The organism is Rubrivirga litoralis (genome assembly GCF_031846415.1).
GTDB classification, from domain to species: domain Bacteria; phylum Bacteroidota; class Rhodothermia; order Rhodothermales; family Rubricoccaceae; genus Rubrivirga; species Rubrivirga litoralis.
In genome coordinates this window covers 24390-45539 of sequence record NZ_JAVRHT010000014.1, presented here as the reverse complement: position 1 = coordinate 45539, position 21150 = coordinate 24390, and the positions used below count along the sequence as shown (strand labels likewise).

Below are 21150 nucleotides of genomic sequence, written 5' to 3'. Positions count from 1 at the left end.
GACCGCCCCCCGACTGACCGCCCCACCCCGCTCCTGGGCGCCCGGGGCCAGCGCTCCCCCCGAGCCGACCTTTCTTTATGGACGCGATCCTCAACTCGCTCTCGTACTTCCTCTGGGTCGCCGTCGCGCTCGGCATCCTGGTCACGATCCACGAACTCGGCCACTTCCTGGCCGCCCGCCTCTTTAAGATGCGGGTCGACGCGTTCTCGATCGGCTTCCCGCCTAACATCGTCGACAAGCAGGTCGGCGCCACGCGGTACCGGCTGGGGGCGGTCCCGCTCGGGGGCTACGTGAAGATCGCCGGGATGGTCGACGAGAGCCTCGACGCCGAGGGGCTGGAGAGCGAGCCGGCGCCGGACGAGTTCCGCGCCAAGCCCGTGTGGCAGCGGATGGTCGTGATCTCGGCCGGCGTGGTCTTCAACCTCATCCTGGCCTCGCTCCTCTACGCGGCGCTCGCCTTCGCCTACGGCGTCTCCTACACGCCGCTCGAGAACATCCGCCTCGAGGTCACCGACGGCTCGATCGCGTCGGACCTCGGTCTGGAGACGGGCGACCGGATCGTGGCCGTCAACGGCGAACGCGTTGAGCGTTTCGAGGAGGTGTTCACGCCGGGCGCGCTCTCGGCCGACCCGTTCCGCCTGACGGTCGAGCGGGGCGGGGAGGAGGTGGAGCTGGACGGGCCAGACGACCTCCTCACGCGGTTTTCGCGCCGGCAGCGGGAGGTCGAGGAGGCCGGCGAGCCCGTCTCGCTGGGCGGCATCTTCGGCGCCGACATCCAGCTCCCGACCGTCCTCGCGGGGACGGCCCCGGGCTCGGCCGCCGCCCAGGCCGGGCTCCAGGCCGGCGACCGCATCCTGGCCGTCGACGGCGAGCCCGTCGACTCGTGGGGCCGGCTCACCGACCGCATCCTGGCGTCGGACGGCCGCCCGCTCGCGGTCCGCTGGGCGCGGCCGGACTCGCTGGAGGAGGGCGGGGCGGAGGCCGCCGGGGGCGCCCGCGTGGTCCAGCACCGCGGAGCGGCCACGGTCTACGAGGCAACCGTCGCGCCGCGGCGCTCGGGCGACCGCTACGTGCTGGGGATCCAGCAGGACATCACCGCGCTCGGCCAGCGCGTCGACCGGGTCGGCGCGGGCACGGCGCTCGCCTCGGGCGTCGAGCGGACGGCGTCGATCACGGGCGCCACATTTGCGTTCATCGGCAAGCTGGTGACGGGCCGCGAGAGCGTGCGCGAGAACGTGGGCGGCCCGCTCATCATCGCCAAGCAGTCGAAGGAGGCCGCCGACCGCGGGCTCCGGTCGTTCTGGGAGTTCGTGGCCTACCTCTCGATCGCGCTCGCCGTGTTCAACGTGCTCCCGATCCCGGCGCTCGACGGCGGCCACCTCGTGTTCCTGGCTTACGAGGCCGTCGCGCGGCGCGAGCCGTCGCTCAAGGTGCGCATGGTGGTCCAGCAGGTGGGCGTGGCGCTGATCCTGGCGCTCATGGTGTTCGTCATCTTCAACGACGCCGTCCGCTGGTTCGGGTAGGGCTCGCGGGGCTCGCCGGGCTCGCCGGGAACTGGGGAATAGGAACTGGGAACGGGCAGAGGGGCGGGGTGGCGCCGTCGGAGCCGCCCCGCCCTCGGGTGCGGGAGGCGGGGGGGAAAAGGCGGGGAGGAGGAGAAGAGGCGTCGCGCTGGGCACGGTGGCTCCGCGACCTCTACCGCCCCGCCCGGGAATCTTCAGAAGAGGGGAGAGGCGCGGCCCGCGCTGGGCGGGGCGGCGTGAGACCGGCCACCCCGCCCAGCGCTTTGCTAGGGCCGGGGCGGCGTCCGCTGGGCGGGGCGGTTGAACAGGACGACCTCTTGCCCCATCCCTCATTGCCCATCCCTCCGCCCCGCCCGGGCGGGGCGGTACCTTGCCGCATGGACACCGCCCCGCCCGCCGTCGCCCTCACCGGCGTCACGCAGACCGAGTCCGACCGCGCCGCGCAGGCCGCGCTCCAGGCGCGCGGCCCGATCCCCGCGCACGTCGCGTGCATCATGGACGGGAACGGGCGGTGGGCCAAGGCCCAGGGCAAGCGCCGCGTGACGGGCCACCGCGAGGGCGTGGTCTCGGTCCGCGACGTGACCGAGGCGGCGGCCCAGATCGGCGTGGGCTACCTCACGCTCTACACCTTCTCGACCGAGAACTGGGGCCGCCCGGCCGCCGAGGTCTCGGCCCTCATGGAGCTCCTCGTGCGGACGGTCCGCAAGGAGGCCGAAAAGCTCCACGAGAACGGCATCCGCCTCCACGCCATCGGCGACCTCGGGCGGCTCCCCGATCGGGGCCAGCGCGAGCTCCGCGAGGCGTGCGAGCTCACGGCCGCCAACGAGCGCATGACGCTCACGCTCGCCCTCAGCTACGGGGCGCGGTGGGAGATCGCCCGGGCCGCCCGCCAGATCGCCGAGGAGGCCGCGGCGGGGCGGCTCGACCCGGCCGCGGTGACCGAGGAGACCGTCGAGGCCCACCTCGCCACGCGCGGCCTGCCCGACCCCGACCTCCTCGTGCGCACGGCCGGCGAGTTCCGGGTGTCGAACTTCCTCCTCTGGCAGATCGCCTACGCCGAGCTCTACGTGACCGAGCGGCCGTGGCCGGCCTTCCGCCGCGACGCGCTCTACGACGCCGTGCGGAGCTACCAGGACCGCGACCGCCGGTTCGGCGGCGTGCGCGAGGGCTAGCCCGCCCCGCCCGGCCACCCCGCCCACGAGACGCGGGGCGGGGTGGGGGAGGGGCCGGTCAGGCCCGGTCCGGGAACGCGGGGGGCTCCACGCCGAGGGCACGGAGGAAGACGTACGCCTGGCCGCGGTGGTGGACCTCGTTGTCGACGACGTAGAACAGGAGCTCCCACACCGGCATCGTCCACTGCCCGAACGCCGTGTCGACCTCCTGGAACCGGCCGTCGGGGATCTGCGGCCACAGCTCCTCGATCCGCTCCGTGTCGGCGTCCCACCGCGCCAGCGCGCGCTCGCGGGTCGCGGGCGGGGTGGCCTGCTCCATCGGCCACTCCCCCGAGACGACGCCCGTGAGGGTGGGGACCGACATCGAGAGGAGCTCGCCCACGAGGCCGGCAAACGGCCGCATCTCGCCGACCGAGAACGAGGTGAACGCGTCGTCGCTCGGGAACGCCTCGATCGTGCGCCGTGTGAGGCGGCGGTGGCCGAGCCAGTGGTCGAGGAGTTGGTCTGGCGTTAAGAGGGTGTCCATGAGGAGAGGGGCGTAGGTGGAGGGACAGCCTACGCTGCCGCGTCGCCGCCCTCGTGTCATCATGTCCGTCCTATGTCCGCCCCGCCCTCGCCGCACGGGCGGATCGCGGGCGCCGCCCCGCCCTCGGCAACTAGAGCACCCTTCGGGTGGGTACGGGGTACCGGGTACGGCCCGATCTGAGCCTCAGCGCGCGTACCTCGTACCGAGTACCCTGTACCTCTGTGCTTTGCTCTGGCTGAGCGGCCGCCCCGCCCGCGAGCTGCGAGGGCGGGGTGGGGCATCTTCCGCTCGCCGCTCGCCGCTCGCCGCTCGCCGCTCGCCGCTCGCCGCTTTCGGGGGCGGGGTGGGGCATCTCGGCGTCCCCAGCTGCAATAAAGGATTGGAGGTGCCGTTCGACCCGGGCCGCTCCAGAGCGCCGTCTTCGCTGCCTCTGCGCCGGTCCCTCGGGGACGCCCCGATATCTTCCGACGCCCGCCCCTCGGGTCCGCCCCACGCGCTCTGCTCGACCGCATGCCCCGTCCGACCGCGACCACGTTCCTCGCCCGCTTTGCCGGCCTGGCGGCCCTCGCCGCCGCCCTCGGGGCGCCCGCCGCGAGCGCCCAGACCCCGGCTCCTCCGGCCTCGGCCGCGCCTCAGACCTACGAGGTGACCGAGGTGACCATCGAGGGGGCCGCCGACGCGAACAGCGAGTCGCTCGCGCGCCAGGTCAGCGGGCTCCGCCCGGGCATGCGCGTCCAGCTCCCGTGGGACCCCGCCTTCGCCGAGGCCGTCCGCAACCTCTACGCCCGCGGCAACTTTTCCGACGCCTCCGTCGAGGCCGGCGAGGCCGAGGGCGGGGCGGTCGCGCTCACGGTCTCCGTCGTCGAGCAGCCGCGGCTCGGGTCGTTCACGATCGAGGGCGTCAAGTCCGGCGAGCGCGACGACCTCGCCGACGCCATCCCGCTCCTCCGGGGCCGCAGCGTCCGCCCCGCCGACGTCGAGCGGGGGCGGATGGAGATCGAGTCCTACCTCCGCAACAAGGGGTTCCGCCTCGCGACGGTCGACGTCCAGCAGCGGACTGACACCGACGGCCGCGTGGCCCTCACGTACAACGTGGACAAGGGCGAGCGCGTGGCGGTCGCGTCGATCCGGTTCCAGGGGAACGACGTGTTCTCCGACGGCACGCTCCGCAAGCAGCTCGCGAACACGCCCGAAAAGCGGTGGTGGCGGTTCTGGAAGCGTGAGACGTTCGACGAGGACGCGTTCGAGGAGGACCTCGCCAGCCTCGTCCGCTTCTACAACGACCGCGGCTACTACGGCGCCCGCGTCGTCCGCGACTCGGTGTTCTTTGAGCCGACGGAGGACGGCACGCGCGACCTTGTCGTTCAGGTCGAGGTCGAGGAGGGGCCGCAGTACGCCGTCCGCGACGTGACCTTCGAGGGGAACACCGTGTTCACCGACGACCAGCTCCGGCTGGCCCTGGGCATCGAGCGCGGCGACACGTACAACGGCACGCTCCTCGAGCGCAACCTGTACTACGCCCCCGACCACACCGACGTCTCGAGCCTCTACGCCGACCGCGGCTACCTCCGGTTCAACGTCCAGCCCGAGGTCACCGTCGCGCCCGGCGACTCGCTCGACCTCGCGTTCGAGGTGTTCGAGGGCGAGGTCTACGAGTTCGGCGACGTCCGCATCGCCGGCAACACGCGGACCAAGGAGCACGTCATCCGCCGCGAGATCCGGACGGTCCCGGGCCAGCCCTACAGCCGCCAGGCCATCGAGCGGTCCATCCGCGAGCTCTCGACGCTCAACTACTTCGACCCCGCCTCGTTCGGCCAGGGGCCGGAGACGGCGATCGACGACGAGGACCGGACGATCGACCTCGTCTACAACCTCTCGGAGACGTCGTCGGACCAGCTCGAGCTCTCCGGCGGCTACGGCGGGGCCAACCTCGGGCTCATCCTCACGGCCCGCGTCACGTTCACCAACTTCAGCCTCCAGAACCTGCTCCAGGGGTTCAAGGGCGGGCTCCCGACCGGCGACGGCCAGCAGCTCTCGCTCCAGGTCCAGACCTACGGGACGCGGTCGCAGCGGTACTCGGTCTCGTTTACCGAGCCGTGGTTCCGCGGCCGGCCCACGCCCATCGGGTTCTCGCTCAGCTACTCCAACTCCAACTTCGCCACCTACGACCTCGGCCTCGCCAGCGCCAACGTGTTCTACCGGCAGCGCCTGAAGTGGCCCGACGACTACTTCCAGACGGGGACGTCGATCGGCTACCGGCTCTACGACGTCGGCGAGGGCACGCGGACGCGGCTCCCGGAGGGGTTCAGCCAGGAGGTCACGCTGACGCAGACGCTCTCGCGCAACGCGCTCGACAACCCGACCTTCCCGCGCGCCGGCTCGTCGCTCAACCTGAGCTTTACCGTGGCCCCGCCCATCGGCGAGTCGATCCAGTACCACAAGACGGACTTCGACGCCGCCTTCTACACCCCGGTCGCGGGCAAGCTCTCGGCCAGCGTGGCCACCCGGGCCGGCTACATCGGGTCGCTCACCGGCGACCCCGTCCGGTTCCAGCGCTACCTCGTCGGCGGGACGCTCCTGGAGGCCAGCTCGGCCAACGGCGTGGGGCAGGGGATCGGCCGCGACCTCGTGTTCCTGCGCGGCTACCCGGCCGAGTCCATCACCCCGTACCGCGACGGGGTCGCCGTCGGCGGCCAGATCCTGACCAAGTACGAGGCCGAGCTCTCGTACCTCCTGCTCCAGACGCCCCAGCTTTCGGCCGCCCCGTACCTCTTCGCCGACGCGGCCAACACCTACGCCGGGTTCAGCGACTTCGACCCGTCGGAGCTGTACCGCTCGGTCGGCGTCGGGGCCAAGCTGTTCCTCCCCATCGTTGGGGCCGTCGACATCAGCTACGGCTACCAGATCGACCCGGTCTTCGAGATCGAAGACGGCGTGCGGCAGCTGCGCGAGCCACAGTGGCTGTTCCAGTTCTCGCTCGGCGGCCGCTAGGCCCGGCCGCCCCGCCCGCTATGCCGAAGATCCCGCTCGTAGGGCTCGTCCTCCTCGCGCTCGCGCCGGCCGCCGCCGCGCAGCAGAGGGTGGGCCACGTCGACTCGGCCGTGATTTTGGAGCAGATGCCCGAATTCCAGTCGGCCCAGCAGGAAGTCGACCGGCTCGGCGAGCGGTACCAGGCCGAGGTCGACGCGTCGGCCCGCGAGGCCGACGAGGCCGCCGCCGAGTTTACCGCCCGCGAGATCCTCTACACCGACGAGGAGCGTGAGCGCGCGCTGGCCGCGCTCGCCGACCGCCGCCAAGCCGTCGACGCCCTCCGCCGTCGGTACTTCGGCCCCGAGGGCGAGCTGTTCCGCGAGCAACAGCAGCTTCTCCGCCCCGCCCAAGAACGGCTCCTGGCCGCCGTCGAGGCCGTCGCGAGCGAGGGCGGCTACGACTACGTGTTCGACCGCGACGGCGACTACCTCTTCCTGTTCGCCGCACCCGCCAACGACCTCACCGACCGCGTCCTCGACGAGCTCGGCGTGGGCGTCGGCTCGCCCGGCCGCTAGCGGCTTCTTCCCCCCCGGACTGTCTCTCCCCCCATGACCCCGATGACCCGCACCGTTTCCCTCCTCGCCGCCGTGCTCGCGCTCGGCGCGTTCGCGCCGCCAGCCGCCGCTCAGGCGTTCAAGGTCGGCTACGTCGACACCGACCAGATCGTGATCCGGATGCCGGCGTTCGCCGACGTCCAAACCCAGCTCCAGCAGCAGCAGCAGGCCGTCGGCCAGCGCGTCCGGTTTGTCCAGGACTCGCTCGGCCAGGAGCTCCAGACGAAGGTGGCCGACTACGAGACGTTCGCCCAGAGCGCCGTCGCCACCGACGACGCCCGCCGCGAGCGGCAGGTGGAGCTGGCCCAGCTCCAGGGCTCGATCGAGCGGGCCGAGGCCGAGGGCCTCCAGTACCTCAGCTACGTCGAGGCTCGTCTGCTCCAGCCCGTGCTCACGCAGGTCGACGAGGCGATCACGGCCGAGGCCGAGGCCCAGAACTTCGACCTCGTGCTCCCGACGGTCGCCAACAACGCGCCGGTCTTCCTCTACCGGAGCCCGCGCGTCGAGGACCTGACCGTGGCCGTGATGGAGCGGCTCGGAGTCGATCCGGAGTCGGAGCCGCTCACGCGCCAGCAGCAGGCCCAGCCGACCACGCCGGGCGCCGTCGACGGGCAGCAGGTCCCGGGCGGGCAGGCCCCGGGCGGTCGCTAGCCGCCCCGCCCTCTGGCCTCGGGCGCCGCTCCCTCGGGGGCGGCGCCTTTTTTGTGTCCGCCCCGCCCGCGCCACCGGCGGGCATGGGCGGGGCGGGGGCTCTGCTGACTTCCGGGCGGGGCGGGGCGGCCGTATCCTCGGGACCCTTTCGCCCACCCCGCCCGCGCCCCACTATGAGCACCCAGACCGTCCCCGTCGGCACCGCCGCTGAAGTCCGCCGCGTGACGACGCAGACGCTCCAGGAGATGCGCGCCGAGGGCACGCCCGTCGCCATGCTGACGGCGTACGACTACACGAGCGCCCGGCTCCTGGACGCGGCGGGCGTCGACGTGCTCCTCGTGGGCGACTCGGCGTCGAACGTGATGGCGGGCCACGAGACGACGCTCCCGATCACGCTCGACCACATGATCTACCACGCCCAGTGCGTGGTGCGCGGCGTCCAGCGGGCGCTCGTGGTCGTCGACCTCCCGTTCGGGTCCTACCAGGGGTCGAGCCGCGAGGCGCTCCGCTCGGCCATCCGCGTGATGAAGGAGACGGGCGCGCACGCGGTCAAGCTCGAGGGCGGGGCGGCGGTCGTGGGCTCGGTGCGCCGGATCATCGACGCGGGCATCCCGGTCATGGGCCACCTCGGGCTCACGCCGCAGAGCATCTACAAGTTCGGGACCTACAAGGTGCGCGCGCGCGACGAGGACGAGGCCGTAACGCTCCGCGAGGACGTCCTGAAGCTGGAGCGGGCGGGCGTGTTCGGGGTCGTGCTCGAGAAGATCCCGGCGGCCCTCGCGGCCGAGCTCACGCAGAGCCTGACGGTCCCGACGATCGGGATCGGCGCCGGGGCGGGGTGCAGCGGGCAGGTCCTCGTCACGCACGACCTCCTCGGGCTCACGCAGGACTTCAACCCCCGGTTCGTCCGCCACTACGCCGACCTCGCCGAGACGGTCACGGGCGCCGTCGGCCGCTACGTCACCGACGTCCGCGCGGGCGCCTTCCCGAGCGCCGACGAGAGCTACTGAGGACTGGGGACTGGGGACTGGGGACTGGGGACTGGGGACTGGGGACTGGGGACTGGGGACTGGGGACTGGGCGGGGTGGTGCCGGTTTTGTTCCGCCCCGCCCACGCGGCAGACGAGGGCGTGGTGGTCGGAGACGGACGCCGGGGGTGAGTCAGGGCGGCGGCAGTTCCCCTCCTGGCCACCGCGTAGCGTCGGCGCAGCCAAGAGGGGCTAGGGGTGGTTGTCGCTGCGGGCGGGGCGGCCTGGGCAGGCGCCGCCCCGACCGTGGCCACCCCGCCCGTGGCGTGGTGCGCCGCCGGGCGAATGCGGACACCACGCGTGGTGTCCCTACGAATCGGGTCCGTCATGCCCGCCGACGGACAACCGCCGGTCGCCCCTACGCCCGCCGCCCCGCCCGTGCTGCGGCCCGACGGCGTTGCATGCAACGCCGCTACGACGACCGCCCCGCCCTCGCGTCGTGGGCGGGGCGGCGTATGTCGCGCCCGCTGCCCACTGGCAAACTTCCGGGCGCGTTCAACCCGGCGGGGTGGGGCGGGGCGACCTTCCGGCCCCACTCCGCCCCGCCCGCGTGACGACCTCCACCCCGCTCGACGCCCCCGCCGACCGGCCGCTCGTGCTGCTCTCGAACGACGACGGGATCGACGCGGCCGGCATCGCCGCGCTCGCGGCCGCGCTCGACGGGGTCGGCACGCTGGCCGTCGTGGCCCCGTTCGAGGAGCAGAGCGCGGTCGGCCACGCGATCACCGTCCGCGACCCGATGCGGTCGCACGTGACGCCGTTCGACGGGCCGAGCGGGGCGGTCTGGGCGCGGGCCATCACGGGCACGCCGGCCGACTGCGTCAAGATCGCGGTGCAGAAGCTGCTCCCCCGGCGGCCCGACCTCGTCGTCTCGGGCATCAACCACGGGCCGAACACGGCGGTCAACGTGCTCTACTCGGGGACCGTCAGCGCGGCGACGGAGGCGGCGATCCTGGGCGTGCCCTCGATGGCCGTGTCGCACGACGCGTGGCGGCCGGCGGACTTCGAGGACGCCGGGCGCGTGGCGCGGGCGCTCGCCGAGCGCGTGCTGGCCGACGGGCTCCCGCCGAACGTGCTCCTCAACGTGAACGTCCCCGACCGCCCGCGTGGCGAGCTCGCCGGGCTCCGCGTGACGCGGCAGGCGCGGTCGCGGTGGGAGGAGGAGTTCGAGGAGCGCCGCGACCCGTTCGACCGCCCGTACTACTGGCTCGGCGGCCGGTTCGTTGACCTCGACGGCGGCGACGACACCGACCTCGCGGCCGTCGCCGCCGGCTACGTCTCCGTCACGCCGCTCCACTTCGACCTCACGGCCCACGCCGCGCTCGACGCCGTCCGCGCCCTCGACCTCCGCCTTCCCGATTAGGCCGGCGGGGCAGGTCGCTGTCCCCTTTCTCTCCACCACCCAGGCCGCCCCGCCCGCCACGAGGGCGGGGCGGCCGCCTCCAACGGCTCCCCATGTCCGACCGCCCCGCCCCCGCTGGCGTGCAGCCCGGCCAGCCCGCCCCGCCCTTCGAGGGCACGACGCAGGCCGGCGACACGCTGCGCCTGAGCGACTTCGCCGGGCGCACGCTCGCGCTCTACTTCTACCCCAAGGACGAGACGCCCGGCTGCACCAAGCAGGCGTGCGCGCTCCGCGACGGCTGGGCCGACCTGGAGGCGGCCGGCGTCGCCGTGGTCGGCGTGTCGCCGGACTCGGTCGAGAGCCACGCGGCGTTCGCGGAGAACCACGGACTCCCGTTCCCGCTCCTGGCCGACCCGGACCACGAGATCCTCGAGGCCTACGGCGCGTGGGGCGAGAAGACGCTCTACGGCCGCAAAAGCGTCGGCGTCAAGCGGAGCACGTTCCTGATCGGCCCGGACGGCGTGGTCCGCCACGTGTTTAAGCGCCCGAAGACGGACCGCCACGCGGCCGAGATCCTCGGCAAGGTGGAGGCCTTCGACCTCTAGTGCAGCGTCACGGCCATTCTGTCGGGCTGGCGACGTGTTGCGTATCGCGTGGTGCGTGTCCTGAAGTCCGATACGCAACACGGAACACACAACCGGCCGAGGCGGATCTGTCAGAGACCGCTTGAAGCGGCACTAGCGCCGTCCGCAAACCACGGCCCGCGTCCGCGCGTACCCGCCGCTCTCCGCCCCGCCCCCCGGCTGCCCCTCTGCTATGCTCGTCGTTGGAAACTGGAAGATGAACACGGACCTCGACGGCGCCGTCCGCCTCGCGTCCGACGTGGTGCGCGAGACGGGCGGGGCGGCGTCGGGCGTCGGCGTGTGCCCGCCGACCGTGTGGCTCGACGCCGTGGCCGAGCGCGTGCGCGGGAGCCGCGTGCGCCTGGGCGCGCAGAACGTGCACCCGGCGCCCGAGGGCGCGTTCACGGGCGAGACCGCCCCGCCCATGCTCGCGGCGCTGGGCGTGGATCTCGTGGTCGTCGGCCACTCGGAGCGGCGGCAGCTGTTCGGCGAGACGAGCGCGTTCGTGGCCGAAAAGGTGCGGGCGGCGATGGGGGCCGGGCTCGTCCCCATCCTGTGCGTGGGCGAGACGCTGGAGGAGCGCGACGCGGGCGACGCCGAGGCGACGGTCCTCGCCCAGCTCGACGCCTCGCTCGACGGCGTCGAGCTGGCATCGGCGGACCGGCTCGTCGTGGCCTACGAGCCCGTTTGGGCGATCGGGACGGGGCGGACGGCGTCGCCGGAGCAGGCGCAGGCGGTGCACGCCGCCGTCCGCGCCCGCCTCGCCGAGCGGTTCGACGGGGCGGGGCGGGGCGTGGCCCTGCTCTACGGGGGCAGCGTGAAGCCGGGCAACGCCGCCGACCTGTTCGCGCAGCCCGACCTCGACGGCGCGCTCGTGGGCGGGGCCAGCCTCGACGCCTCGGACTTTGCCCAGATCGTCGCGGCGGCCGACGACGCCGGCGCCCGCCGCGCCGGATGACGCCCCGCCCCGGGCGGCTCTGGGGCGGGGCGCTCGCCCTCGCGCTCCTGGCCGGGTGCGGCGGCGGCGCCCGGCTGGACGGCTCCGCGCGGGCCTACCAGGCGGGCGCACCCGACATCGCCTTCGACGCCGTGGCGGCGGTCCGCGACGGCTCGACCGGCGTCGACGCCGTGCTCACGGTCTACCCGGCGTCGCTCACCTACCGCCCCGCCCGCGACTCGCTGGAGGCCGTCGCCGAGTGGACGCTGCGCGTGGGCGGGGCGGGGCGGAGCGAGTTCGTCCGCGGCGTCGACACGGTGCGCGTGGCGAGCGCCGAGGCCGCCCGCGCCGCCCCGCCTCACGTGCGGACCGAGCGCGTCGAGGTGGCGCCCGGCGCGTACCGCGTCGAGGCGACGGTCACGGACGTGGGCGCCGACCGGACGGCCCGCCGCGCCGAGGCCGTGACGGTCCGGCCGGCCCGCGATCGCGCGTGGCTGAGCGGGCCGCGCCTCGTGGGGGCGAGCGGCCGGCCGCTCGACGCCCTCCGCGTGCCGGCGCGGCTCGACTCCGTCCGCGTCGTGGTCCAGGCGGCGGCCCCCGAGGGCTCGTCGCTCGCCGCGTCCGTCGTCCGCTTCGAGGCCGATACGACCGTCGCGGCGCCCCCGTCCGGGGCCACGACGCCCCCGACGTCGCTAGCAGCCCGAGGCGTCAACGTGGGCGCGGCCGACACCGTCGCCGCCGTGGAGCAGGCCGTGCCAGCTGGCGTGTCGGCGGTCGGCGTGGACCTCCCCGCCCTCGCGCCGGGCGTCTATGGCGTCCGGCTGGAGCTGCGGGGGGCGGCGGGGCAGATGCTCGCGACGGTCTCGCGGCGGGTCGTCGTGCGGCGGCGAGACTTCCCGCTCGTCACGCGCCGCGGCGACCTCATCGCCCCGCTCGTCTACCTCGCCGACGCGGGCGAGACGGAGGCGCTCGGGCGGGGCGGCCAGCGGACGTTCGACGCCTTCTGGGGCGCCCACGTCGACGACCGCGGCCGGGCCGCCGAGGCGCTCCGCGCGTTCTACGGCCGCGTCGAGGAGGCCAACCGGCTCTTCAGCAACCAGAAGGCGGGGTGGGCCACCGACCCCGGCCTGGTTTACGTCGTGTTCGGGCCGCCCGACGCCGTCGCGGCGACCGCGACCACCGAGACGTGGACGTACCGGCGCGGCGAGACCGCCCCGCCCCAGGTCGTCTTCGACCGGACCGCAGGGCGGGCCGGCGGCGGCTCGCCGTTCGACGTGCTCACGCTCCGCCGCGACCGCCGCTACGAGGACGCCTGGCGGGCCGCGCGGGCGGCGTGGCGGGCGGGGCGGGTGCCGTAGCGGGCGGGGCGGGTGCCTGGGCGGGGTGGCGGCCCAGGCGGCGCGCTCAGGAACGGTTTGGTCACCGGCTCCGAATCCCCTCCCGTCAGCGGGGGGAGGTCGAGAACCGCCAGGTCGGCGCAGCCAGGGGGGACCTGGGGCGACCGCCCCGCCCTCGGCGGCCGCTCCGATGCCCGTCCCCCTCCCCAGCCCTCCCCCGGTGCAGGGCTGGTAAGTTCTGTGCATGACCCTCCTCGACCACCTCGCCACGGTCCCTGACCCGCGACGCCCCCAGGGGCTCCGCCACCCGCTCCACGCCATCCTCGCAGGCGCCGTCATGGCCACGATGAGCGGCCACCACGGCTACCGGCCCATCAGCCGCTTCCTCCGCGACAACGCCGACGCGCTCCGCGAGCACCTCGGCTTCAAGCGCCACGCGCTCCCGTCCCACGTCACCGTCCGGGCCGTCTTGCAGGCCGTCGACCCCGCCGCGCTCTCGGCCGCCTTCCGCGCCTGGGCCACCGCCCGGCTCCCCGACGGCGAGGTCCTCGCCGTCGACGCCAAGGCCGTCCGCTCGACCGTCTCCGGCCACGACGCCGACGGCCGGCCGACGACCGAGCAGGACTTCGTGGCCCTCGTCTCCGCCTACGGCGTCCGCTCCGGCATCGTCGCCTCGGCGACGGCCTACCGTAACGGCGACACGAGCGAGGTCGCGGCCGCCCAGGACCTCGTCGCCGACCTCGCGGCGGCCCTCGACTTGCGCGGCACGACGGTGACGCTCGACGCGCTCCACTGCACAAAAAAACGCTCGGCAGCGTCCGGGACGCCGGCGGCGAGTGGCTCGTCAAGCTGAAGCGGAACGCGCCCCGGCTCTACGCCGAGTGCGAGGCGCAGACCGTCGGCGACCCGCTGTCGGTGAGCGACACGACCGAGCGGACGCGGGGCCGCGTGGTCCGGCGTGTCGTCGAGGTCTACGCCCCGCCGGCGTGGCGTGGCGACTGGCCCGACATAGGCCGGGTGGTGCGGGTGACACGTTCGGGCGCGCGCGACGGCGGGGCGTACGAGCGGACTGGGCTGTACGTGACGAGCCGGACCGACGGGGCCGCCGTGCTCGGCGAGGTGATCCGGTGGCACTGGCACGTCGAGAACCGGCTGCACTGGTGCAAGGACGCGCTGCAGAACGAGGACGCAGGCGGCGTGCGCTCGAAGGCGGGCGCGGCGGTGCTGTCGCTGATCCGGGGCGCCACGCTGTCGGTGCTCCGCCACAACGGGGAGTGGTCGCCGACGGCGGCGCGGTCTCGGCTAGCGAACCGGGTGGGGACGATGCTCGCGATCCTCAGAACTTAACAGCCCTGCTCCCCCGGTGGGGGAAGGAGAACCTCTGCCAAACCGAATCTTAGTCGTCCGCCTTCGCGGTCGACGTCGTCTCGGCCTTCTTCGCCTTTTTCGGCGCGTCGTCCGCCTTCTTGTCCGCCCCGCCCTCGGACGTCTCGCCCTTCGACTCCGACGGGTTCGGGGCGCCCTTTTTGCGGACGTAGTCGGTCTCGTAGAACCCGTCGCCCTTGAACTGGAGGCCCGCCCCTCCCGAGATCACGCGCGTGACCGGCTCGCCCGTCTCGGGGTCGTGGGTGAGCGGGGCGGCCGAGATCTTCTGGAACGCCTCGAAGGTGGTGCCGTCGGGGCGGCGGTACTCGTACGTGGGCATGGCGGGAGCGGGGGGAGGGCCTGCGCGTCGCGCGGGCGGGGTGGGGGACGGAGCCGCGGGCTCTAGAGGTCCGCGGGGACGGGGCCGAAGCCCCAGGCGCGCGCGGGCTCGCCGGGAGGGGCGGCGACCGCGCCGGCCACGGCGTCGGCGAGCGCGGCGCGGGCCTCGCGGATGCCGCGCGTCCGGCGCGTCGGGTGCACGCGGTTGGTCAGGAGAACGACGAACAGGTCCTCGTCGGGGTCGACCCAGATCGAGGTGCCGGTGAAGCCGGTGTGCCCGAACGAGCGCGGGCCGAACCGGCTCCCCGACGACGAGGCGCCGCCGCCCCGGGGCCGGAGCATCCACCCGAGCCCCATCGCGTAGCGCCCGCGGACCGGCGCGCGCTCGGTGAACGCGTCGAGCGTCGTCCGCCGGAACAGCCGCGCCCCGTTGGCCTCGCCGCCGCTCGCGAGCAGGAACGCGAACCGGGCCATGTCTTCGGCCGTCGAGAACAGGCCGGCGTGGCCCGCCACCCCGCCCATGACCGAGGCGGCCTCGTCGTGGACCTCGCCCTGGAGCGTCCGCTCGCGCCACACGCCGTCGACCTCGGTCGGGGCCGCCGCGCGGTCGACGGCGCCCGGCCGGCGGAAGCCGGTCGCGTCCATCCCGAGCGGCCCGAACACGGCCCGCTGGAGGTGCCGGTCGAGCGGCTCGCCCGTCACGGCCTCGATCACCTCGCCGAGCACGATCATGTCGAAGTCGCTGTAGACCGACTTCGAGCCCGGCCGGTAGCGCAGCGTGTCGGTGTAGACGAAGTCGAGCACGCCGGCGCGGTCGAGGATGCCGCGGGCGTAGAACGGGTAGAACGGGCGCTGCCCGGCCGCGTGCGTGAGGAGCTGGCGGACCGTCACGGCCGCCCCGCCCTCGGGCCGGAACGCCGGGACGTACGTCGACACGCGCGCGTCGAGGTCGAGGTCGCCCGACTCGACGAGCCGCATGACGGCGGCCGTCGTGCCGACCACCTTCGTGAGCGAGGCGAGGTCGTAGGGCGTCTGCTCCGTGGCCGCCGCCCCGCCCGGCGTGAGCCGCCCGTAGCCGCGGAGGCGGACGAGCACGCCGTCGCGGCCCACGGCGACGGCCGCGCCCGGGAAGGCGCTCCGCGCGAGCGCCGCCTCGACGGCGTCGTCCAGGCGGCGGGCGGCGTCGGCGTCGAGGCCGGCCTCCTCGGGCGTGCCCGGCCGGAGCCGCTGCTGGGGGAGCCGGGCGCCGTCGCCGGCAGCGTAGAGCCCAGCGACCGAGACGGGCAGCCGGCCCGCAACGGCGATCTGCCCGGCTACCGCCTCGGCGGCCGCCCGCTGCGCCGGCGCCGAGTCGTCCCAGGCCGCGACGAGCGCGGCGGGGCGGGGGAGACCCACGAGGAGCGACGGCGGCCCGAACGCGGCGACCGCGACCGGCGCCCCGCCCCGCAGCAGGCGTTCGGCGACCGCTCGGTGGCGGGGCGGCAGCTCGCCGCCGTCGGCGAACGCGCCGAGCACGACGAGGTCGGCCCGCTCGGCGGCCGCGACGGCGATCTCGGCGGCCGCGGCGTAGGCCGAGTCCGGGGCGCCCAGCGCCAGCCGGTGCGACGACCGGACGGCGAGCGCGCCGCCCACGGCGTCCGCGAACGGGGGCGGGGCGGCCCCGGCGTCGAGCGTCACCACGACCACGCGCTCGGGCACGGCCGCGCCGACCACGGGGATCGGCCCGCGCCCGTCCTCGACGACGGCGATCGACCGCCGCGCCACCTCCCCGCTCAGGAGCCCGGCCCGGTGGAGCAGCGCCGCCGACGGCGGCCGCCACGGCGACACGCGGAGGCCGCCCGCCCCGCCCTCGCCGGCGCGGCGCGGGGGCGGGGCGGCGAGGCCGGCCCACGCCTTGGCCCGGAGCACGCGCTCGGCCCCGCGGTCCAGCCGGGCGCGGTCCAGCCGCCCCGCCCGAACGGCCGCGGCGATCTGGCGGGCGAGCGGGGCGGGGCGGGCGGTGAGAACCTGGTCGGCCCCGGCCGCGACGGCGGCGACGGCGAGCGAGTCGCGGCCCTCGACGTCGACGACGACGAGGCCGGCGAACCCGCGCCCCTCGCGGAGCCCGCGGACGGCCGCGGCGAGCGCGGCCTGCGTCGACGCCGGCGCCGGTGTCAGGCGGACCTCCATGAGCCCGGCGCCGAGGAGCGCGTCGAGGTCGCCGCCCCGCCCCGCGTCGAGGTCCGCGGCCTGCACGTCGGCCGACGGGATCGTCTGGCCGTCGCGGAGGCCGCGCGCGAGCGCGACGGCGAGGCCCGAGCGGTCGGCAGAGCCGTCGCCGAACGGCGACGCGCCCGCGCCGAGCGGGACTCCGGGCGACTGAACGCCGACGACGCGCGCCACGTCGGCGAGCGCCCGCCCGGTGAGGTAGGTGAGGTCCGGGCGGTCGGCGGCTCCGTAGGCCAGTGCCGGCGGGAACCGCGGCGTCTCGCTCAGCCCCAGCCCGACCGCCCCGCCCGCCGCCTCCGTAGCGACGAGGACCGGAACGGCCGCCCCGTCCTGCCACGCGCGGAGGGCGTCGAGGTGGCGCCCCAGGTCGCGCTCGTTGACGACGACGCGGCCAACCCGCCCCGCCCGCGCGAGCGCGGCGACGTTGGTGCCCGCCGCGCGGACGGCCACGAGTTGCCCGACGGTCGCCTCCAGCGACAACGTGTCTAGCCGGGCGAGCGGACGGGCCTCGGCCCACGGCGCGGCGGCCGGGCGGGGCGGGGCGGGCGCGAGGCCCGGCGCGACGGGTGCGCTCCAGAGGGCGGCGACGAGAACCGCGACGGCGGCGTAAACCAGGGGCATAAACGGGTGGGGACCGGGGGGCGCTCCATCGGGGGAGAAAACTACCGCGGTGGCGCAGGTCGTAGTCAAACGGAATCGGCCGGGCGGTCGCGCCCCATAAACAAGACGGGCGTTTAACCCCGGCCGCCCCCGGCCGATACCCAGGTGCAACGTCTCGATCCCCCTATGCCGATCCCTTCGCAGCGCCGCCCGCCCGCCGACGCGCCGACCGCCCCGCCCACGGCCGACGAGCCGACCCGCGGCGTCGCCCTCGTCGTCGGGCTGCTCGGCCTGTGGGTCGCCCTGCACGTCGGAGCGGACGCGGCCGCTCCGGCCGTGCTCGCGGCCCTCGCGGCGGCGCCCGAGTCCTGGCTGCGGCGCGTCACCGGCCGCTTCCGCGGGACCGCGGACGTGCCTGAGGAGCCGGCCGGTTCGGAGGAGCCAGCGGACGACTCAGGCGACTTGCTCGCGGCGGCCTTCGACGCGGTCCCCGACGCCGTCTTCGTGGTCGACACCGAGGACCGGGTGCAGGTGGCGAACCGGGCCGCCCGGACGCTCCTCGGGTACGACCCCGACGCGCTCGCCGGCGCCGCCCTGGCCGAGACCCTGTTCGCGCCCGGCGACCGCGACGCCCACCGCGCCCGGCTCCGCCCGTCCGGTGACGCCGGAGCGCCCGCGGCGGACCGGCGGATGGTCGTCTGCGCCGACGGCACCCAGATCCCCGCCGACGTCTCCGTCCAACTCGGGGCGGGGCGGGCGCTGTTTGGCGTGTGCGTCCGCGACGCGCGGCCGGCGCAGGCGGCCAAGGCCGCGCTCGCGGCCGCCGAGGGCCGGCAGCGCGTGCTCCGCACGGTCGTCGACGCCGTGCCCGACCCCGTCGTCGCCGTCGACCGATCGGGCCAGGTCGTCCTGCGGAACCGGGCGGGCACCCGCGAGGGCGGCTCCGGCCGGACCCTCCCCGCCCCGCAGTGGCGGGCCGCCGACGCCGTCATGCGCGCCGGCGAGCCGGTGGACCAGGAGGAGTCCGGGCCGTCCGGGCGCGTCCGCCTCACCACGCGCGTCCCCGTGCGCGACGCGGCCGGCGCCGTCGTCGGGCTCGTCGCCGTCTCGCGCGACGTGACGGCGCAGAAGGCGGCCGAGGCCCAACTCCTCGACGACAAGCGGGCGGCCGAGGCGGCGGCCCGCGCCAACAGCGAGTTCCTGGCCACGACGAGCCACGAAATCCGCACGCTCATGAACGGCGTGACGGGCATGACGACGCTGCTCCTGGACACCGACCTGGACGACGAGCAGCGCGACTTTGTCGACACGGTCCGCACGTCGAGCGACGCGCTCCTCACCATCATCAACGACATCCTCGACTTCTCGAAGGTCGAGGCCGGACTCCTCGAGCTCGAAGACCGGCCGTTCAGCGCGCGCCGCGCCGTTAAGGAGGCGCTGAGCATGGTCGCGCAGCAGGGGGCCGCCAAGGGCCTCCACCTGACGTCGGAGGTGGCGGACGACGTGCCCGAGGCCGTCGGCGGCGACGCGACGCGCGTGCAGCAGGTGCTCGTCAACCTGCTCTCGAACGCCGTCAAGTTCACGGCGGAGGGCTCCGTATGCGTCCGCGCCCGGATGGCGCCGGCGGGCGGCCCGCCCGCCCTCGCGTTCGAGGTCGAGGACACGGGCGTCGGGATCGCCCCGGACCGCCTGGACGCCGTCTTCGAGCGCTTCACGCAGGCCGACCCGTCGACGGCGCGGACGCACGGGGGGACCGGCCTGGGCCTCGCGATCTGCCGCCGGCTCGTCCAGATGATGGGCGGCGAGCTGACCGCGGAGTCGGTGCCCGGCGAGGGCTCCGTGTTCCGCTTCACCGTCGCCGTCCGCGTCTCTGCGGACGCGCCCGCCGAGCGCGCCGACGCCGCCCCGCCCGACTCGGCCGCGTGGGTGTCCCGCCCCGCCTCCGAGCAGCCTGAGCCGGCCGTCGCCCCGCCCGCGCCCGCCCCGCCCGCAGAGGGCGGGGAGGAGGCCGCGGACGGACCGCCGCCGCCGTCCCAGGCCGTCGTTATGTCGGCGGACGCGATCCTGCCGGCGGCGCGGCTCCTGCTCGCCGAGGACAACCCGGTCAACCAGAAGGTGGCCCTGCTCACGCTGCGCCGCCTGGGCTACCGCCCGGACGTGGTCTCGGACGGCGCGCAAGCCGTCGAGGCCGTTCGCCGCCAGCCCTACGACGTGGTGCTCATGGACATCATGATGCCGGTGATGGGCGGGCTGGAGGCCACGCGCGCCATCCGGTCGGACCCCGGGCCGCACCCGGCGCCGGCCGTCGTCGCGCTCACGGCCAACGCGATGGAGGGCGACCGCCAGCGGTGCCTGGACGCCGGGTGCGACGACTACCTCGCCAAACCGGTCGCCCCGCGCTTCCTGGCGGCGACGATCGAGAAGGCCGTCCGCGCCCGCACCGGCGCCCCGGCCGCCGCGTAGGGCGGGGCGGGCGGCGCCCCGCCCTCGACATCGCCTTGGCTTCGGTGGGCGGGGCGGTCCGCGCTCCCCGCCCCGCCCGTGCCCAGCGGCTAGTCGCCCCCGCTCGGTTCGCTGGAGATCCCGAACGGGAGCGGGAGGCGCGCGCCGCGGCGGCGCGGGACGTCGGCGCGGTAGACGAGGCGGCCGTCCGCGTCGTGGGCGTGGACGGCCATGACGTCGGCCGTTAGCGAGACGGCCATGAAGCCCGGCGTGCGGAGCGCGAACAGCGTGTTCGGCGTCTGGATCACCTCGCGCGTGAGCGACCCCGCGCCGGACACGAAGTAGTCGACGTTCGAGCCCGGCGGGCGGTGGTGCTGGAGGTTATGGTCGTGCCCGGCGAAGTACGCCTGGACCCCGTGCCGCTCGAACAGCGGGACGAGCGAGTCGACCAGCCGCGGGTTGTCGCTGTAGCTCGTCGACCCGACGTAGATCGGGTGGTGGCCGACGACGATCTTCCACGGCGTGTCGGAGGCGGCCAGGGTTCGCTCGAGCCACGCGATTTGGCCCTCGGGGTCCCAGTCGCCGGTCGAGCTGTACCGCCGCCGGTCCTCGGGCGGGTAGGCGAGCGGGTTGGTGTCGAGGAACACGAACAGCGCGCGCGTCGAGTCGTCGCCGAGCGTCATCTCCTCGGCGTAGTACTGGGCCGGCATGTACCAGCGGTCGCTCCGGCGGGTGTAGGCGATCTGGGCCGGCACGTTCCCCTGCCAGTCGTGGTTGCCGAGCACGGCGTACCACCGGCTCTGGAGCGCGGGCGCCGTGTAGATGTCCTCGAACGACCGCTCCCACCGCACGTCGTTCGTCGACGACACGCCGGACGTGTAGAAGTTGTCGCCGGTCGAGATCGTGAACCGGCTCCGGATCGGGCCGCCGATCTCGCCCATCCCGCGGGCCACCTCGCGCTGGTTGAAGAACCCGTTCCGGCCCCAATCCCCGACGACGAGGAAGTTGAGGGCCGTCGTGTCGAACGGGGCCAGCCCGTCCGCCTCCGCGTGGGCCGCCGCGTCTGGGAGCCGCGAGCCGACCGGGGCGCCCGACGTGGCGCACCCGGCGAGCGCGACGAGCAGGCAAACGGCGAGGGCGGCGCGGAGGCGCGGGAGCTCTGGCATGGCGGCGGGCGGGGCGGCCGTCGACAACGGGGGCGGCGGCTGACTATGCGCCCCCCGCCCGTTTGTTCTGCCCCGCCCCGCCCTCGGGAAAAAGGGCGCGCGGGCGGGGTGGTGCCCGTTTTGTTTCGCCCCGCCCCGTCCACACCTGGGCGGGGTGGTGACCGGCGAGGCCGCCGTTAACCGGCGGCGGCGGCAGTCCCCCTCCTGGCCACCGCGAAGCGTCGGCGCAGCCAAGAGGGGCTAGGGATGGTTGTGACGAGGGCGGGGCGGTTCGGCCTGGCACCGCCCCGCCCGATGCCGCCCCGCC

Annotated in this window: 16 protein-coding genes and 1 pseudogene; 13 read left to right on the top strand and 4 right to left on the bottom strand. The window is 75.0% G+C overall.

The genetic code is table 11. The features are described 5' to 3' along the window. Positions 1–77 precede the first annotated feature (77 nt). Positions 78–1523: an RIP metalloprotease RseP gene (gene rseP, locus RM540_RS07500; protein ID WP_311662934.1), complete on the top strand. Its 1446-nt coding sequence runs from the start codon at positions 78–80 to the stop codon at positions 1521–1523. A 377-nt stretch (positions 1524–1900) separates the two neighbouring features. Further along, positions 1901–2695, top strand: a complete 795-nt coding sequence (gene uppS / locus RM540_RS07495) for an undecaprenyl pyrophosphate synthase (RefSeq protein ID WP_311662933.1) — start codon at positions 1901–1903, stop codon at positions 2693–2695. Between the two features lie 58 nt (positions 2696–2753). On the opposite strand, the gene RM540_RS07490 is transcribed toward uppS, so the two are convergent. Continuing rightward, complete coding sequence (locus RM540_RS07490; RefSeq protein WP_311662932.1) at positions 2754–3221, bottom strand: DinB family protein; 468 nt, start codon at positions 3219–3221, stop codon at positions 2754–2756. Positions 3222–3731: 510 nt separating this feature from the next. Here RM540_RS07490 and bamA point away from each other — a divergent pair. The 10 genes and pseudogenes from bamA (at position 3732) to RM540_RS16495 (ending at position 14070) form a co-directional block, all read left to right on the top strand. Next, positions 3732–6212, top strand: coding sequence for an outer membrane protein assembly factor BamA (bamA, locus tag RM540_RS07485; protein WP_311662931.1), 2481 nt, complete (start codon positions 3732–3734; stop codon positions 6210–6212). Between the two features lie 20 nt (positions 6213–6232). Next, entirely contained in the window at positions 6233–6766 is a 534-nt protein-coding gene (locus RM540_RS07480) for an OmpH/Skp family outer membrane protein (protein ID WP_311662930.1), read from the top strand. 42 nt (positions 6767–6808) lie between these two features. Next, on the top strand, positions 6809–7456 hold the full coding sequence (locus tag RM540_RS07475) for an OmpH/Skp family outer membrane protein (RefSeq protein WP_311662929.1): 648 nt from the start codon (positions 6809–6811) through the stop codon (positions 7454–7456). A 173-nt stretch (positions 7457–7629) separates the two neighbouring features. Further along, positions 7630–8466 carry a 3-methyl-2-oxobutanoate hydroxymethyltransferase gene (panB, locus tag RM540_RS07470; RefSeq protein ID WP_311662928.1) on the top strand — a complete coding sequence of 279 codons (837 nt, stop codon included), beginning with the start codon at positions 7630–7632 and terminating at the stop codon, positions 8464–8466. A 419-nt stretch (positions 8467–8885) separates the two neighbouring features. Further along, the gene (locus tag RM540_RS07465; protein ID WP_311662927.1) at positions 8886–9038 is read left to right on the top strand and encodes a hypothetical protein; all 153 of its coding nucleotides are present in this window, start codon (positions 8886–8888) and stop codon (positions 9036–9038) included. Continuing rightward, a complete protein-coding gene (gene surE, locus RM540_RS07460; protein ID WP_311662926.1) occupies positions 9035–9847 on the top strand; it encodes a 5'/3'-nucleotidase SurE in 813 nt (270 codons plus the stop codon). Before RM540_RS07465 ends, surE begins: the two co-directional genes overlap by 4 nt. A gap of 92 nt (positions 9848–9939) precedes the next feature. After that, a complete protein-coding gene (gene bcp / locus RM540_RS07455; protein WP_311662925.1) occupies positions 9940–10431 on the top strand; it encodes a thioredoxin-dependent thiol peroxidase in 492 nt (163 codons plus the stop codon). A 211-nt stretch (positions 10432–10642) separates the two neighbouring features. Then, a complete protein-coding gene (gene tpiA / locus RM540_RS07450; protein ID WP_311662924.1) occupies positions 10643–11407 on the top strand; it encodes a triose-phosphate isomerase in 765 nt (254 codons plus the stop codon). After that, positions 11404–12744 (top strand): GWxTD domain-containing protein, encoded by a 1341-nt coding sequence (locus RM540_RS07445; RefSeq protein ID WP_311662923.1) that lies wholly within the window; start codon positions 11404–11406, stop codon positions 12742–12744. The genes tpiA and RM540_RS07445 overlap by 4 nt, the downstream gene beginning before the upstream one ends. 223 nt (positions 12745–12967) lie before the next feature. Beyond that, positions 12968–14070 (top strand): annotated as a pseudogene (locus RM540_RS16495) (ISAs1 family transposase). Positions 14071–14119: 49 nt separating this feature from the next. On the opposite strand, the gene RM540_RS07430 reads toward RM540_RS16495, so the two are convergent. Together RM540_RS07430 and RM540_RS07425 are read right to left on the bottom strand one after the other, a co-directional pair. Next, positions 14120–14428 (bottom strand): FmdB family zinc ribbon protein, encoded by a 309-nt coding sequence (locus RM540_RS07430; protein WP_311662921.1) that lies wholly within the window; start codon positions 14426–14428, stop codon positions 14120–14122. Positions 14429–14490: 62 nt separating this feature from the next. After that, entirely contained in the window at positions 14491–17256 is a 2766-nt protein-coding gene (locus RM540_RS07425; protein WP_311662920.1) for a serine hydrolase, read from the bottom strand. A gap of 165 nt (positions 17257–17421) precedes the next feature. Here RM540_RS07425 and RM540_RS07420 point away from each other — a divergent pair, with 165 nt between their 5' ends. Beyond that, positions 17422–19698: a hybrid sensor histidine kinase/response regulator gene (locus RM540_RS07420; RefSeq protein ID WP_311662919.1), complete on the top strand. Its 2277-nt coding sequence runs from the start codon at positions 17422–17424 to the stop codon at positions 19696–19698. 89 nt (positions 19699–19787) lie between these two features. Here RM540_RS07420 and RM540_RS07415 read toward each other — a convergent pair whose 3' ends face one another. Beyond that, positions 19788–20843, bottom strand: a complete 1056-nt coding sequence (locus RM540_RS07415) for a purple acid phosphatase family protein (protein ID WP_311662918.1) — start codon at positions 20841–20843, stop codon at positions 19788–19790. Positions 20844–21150: the final 307 nt, after the last annotated feature.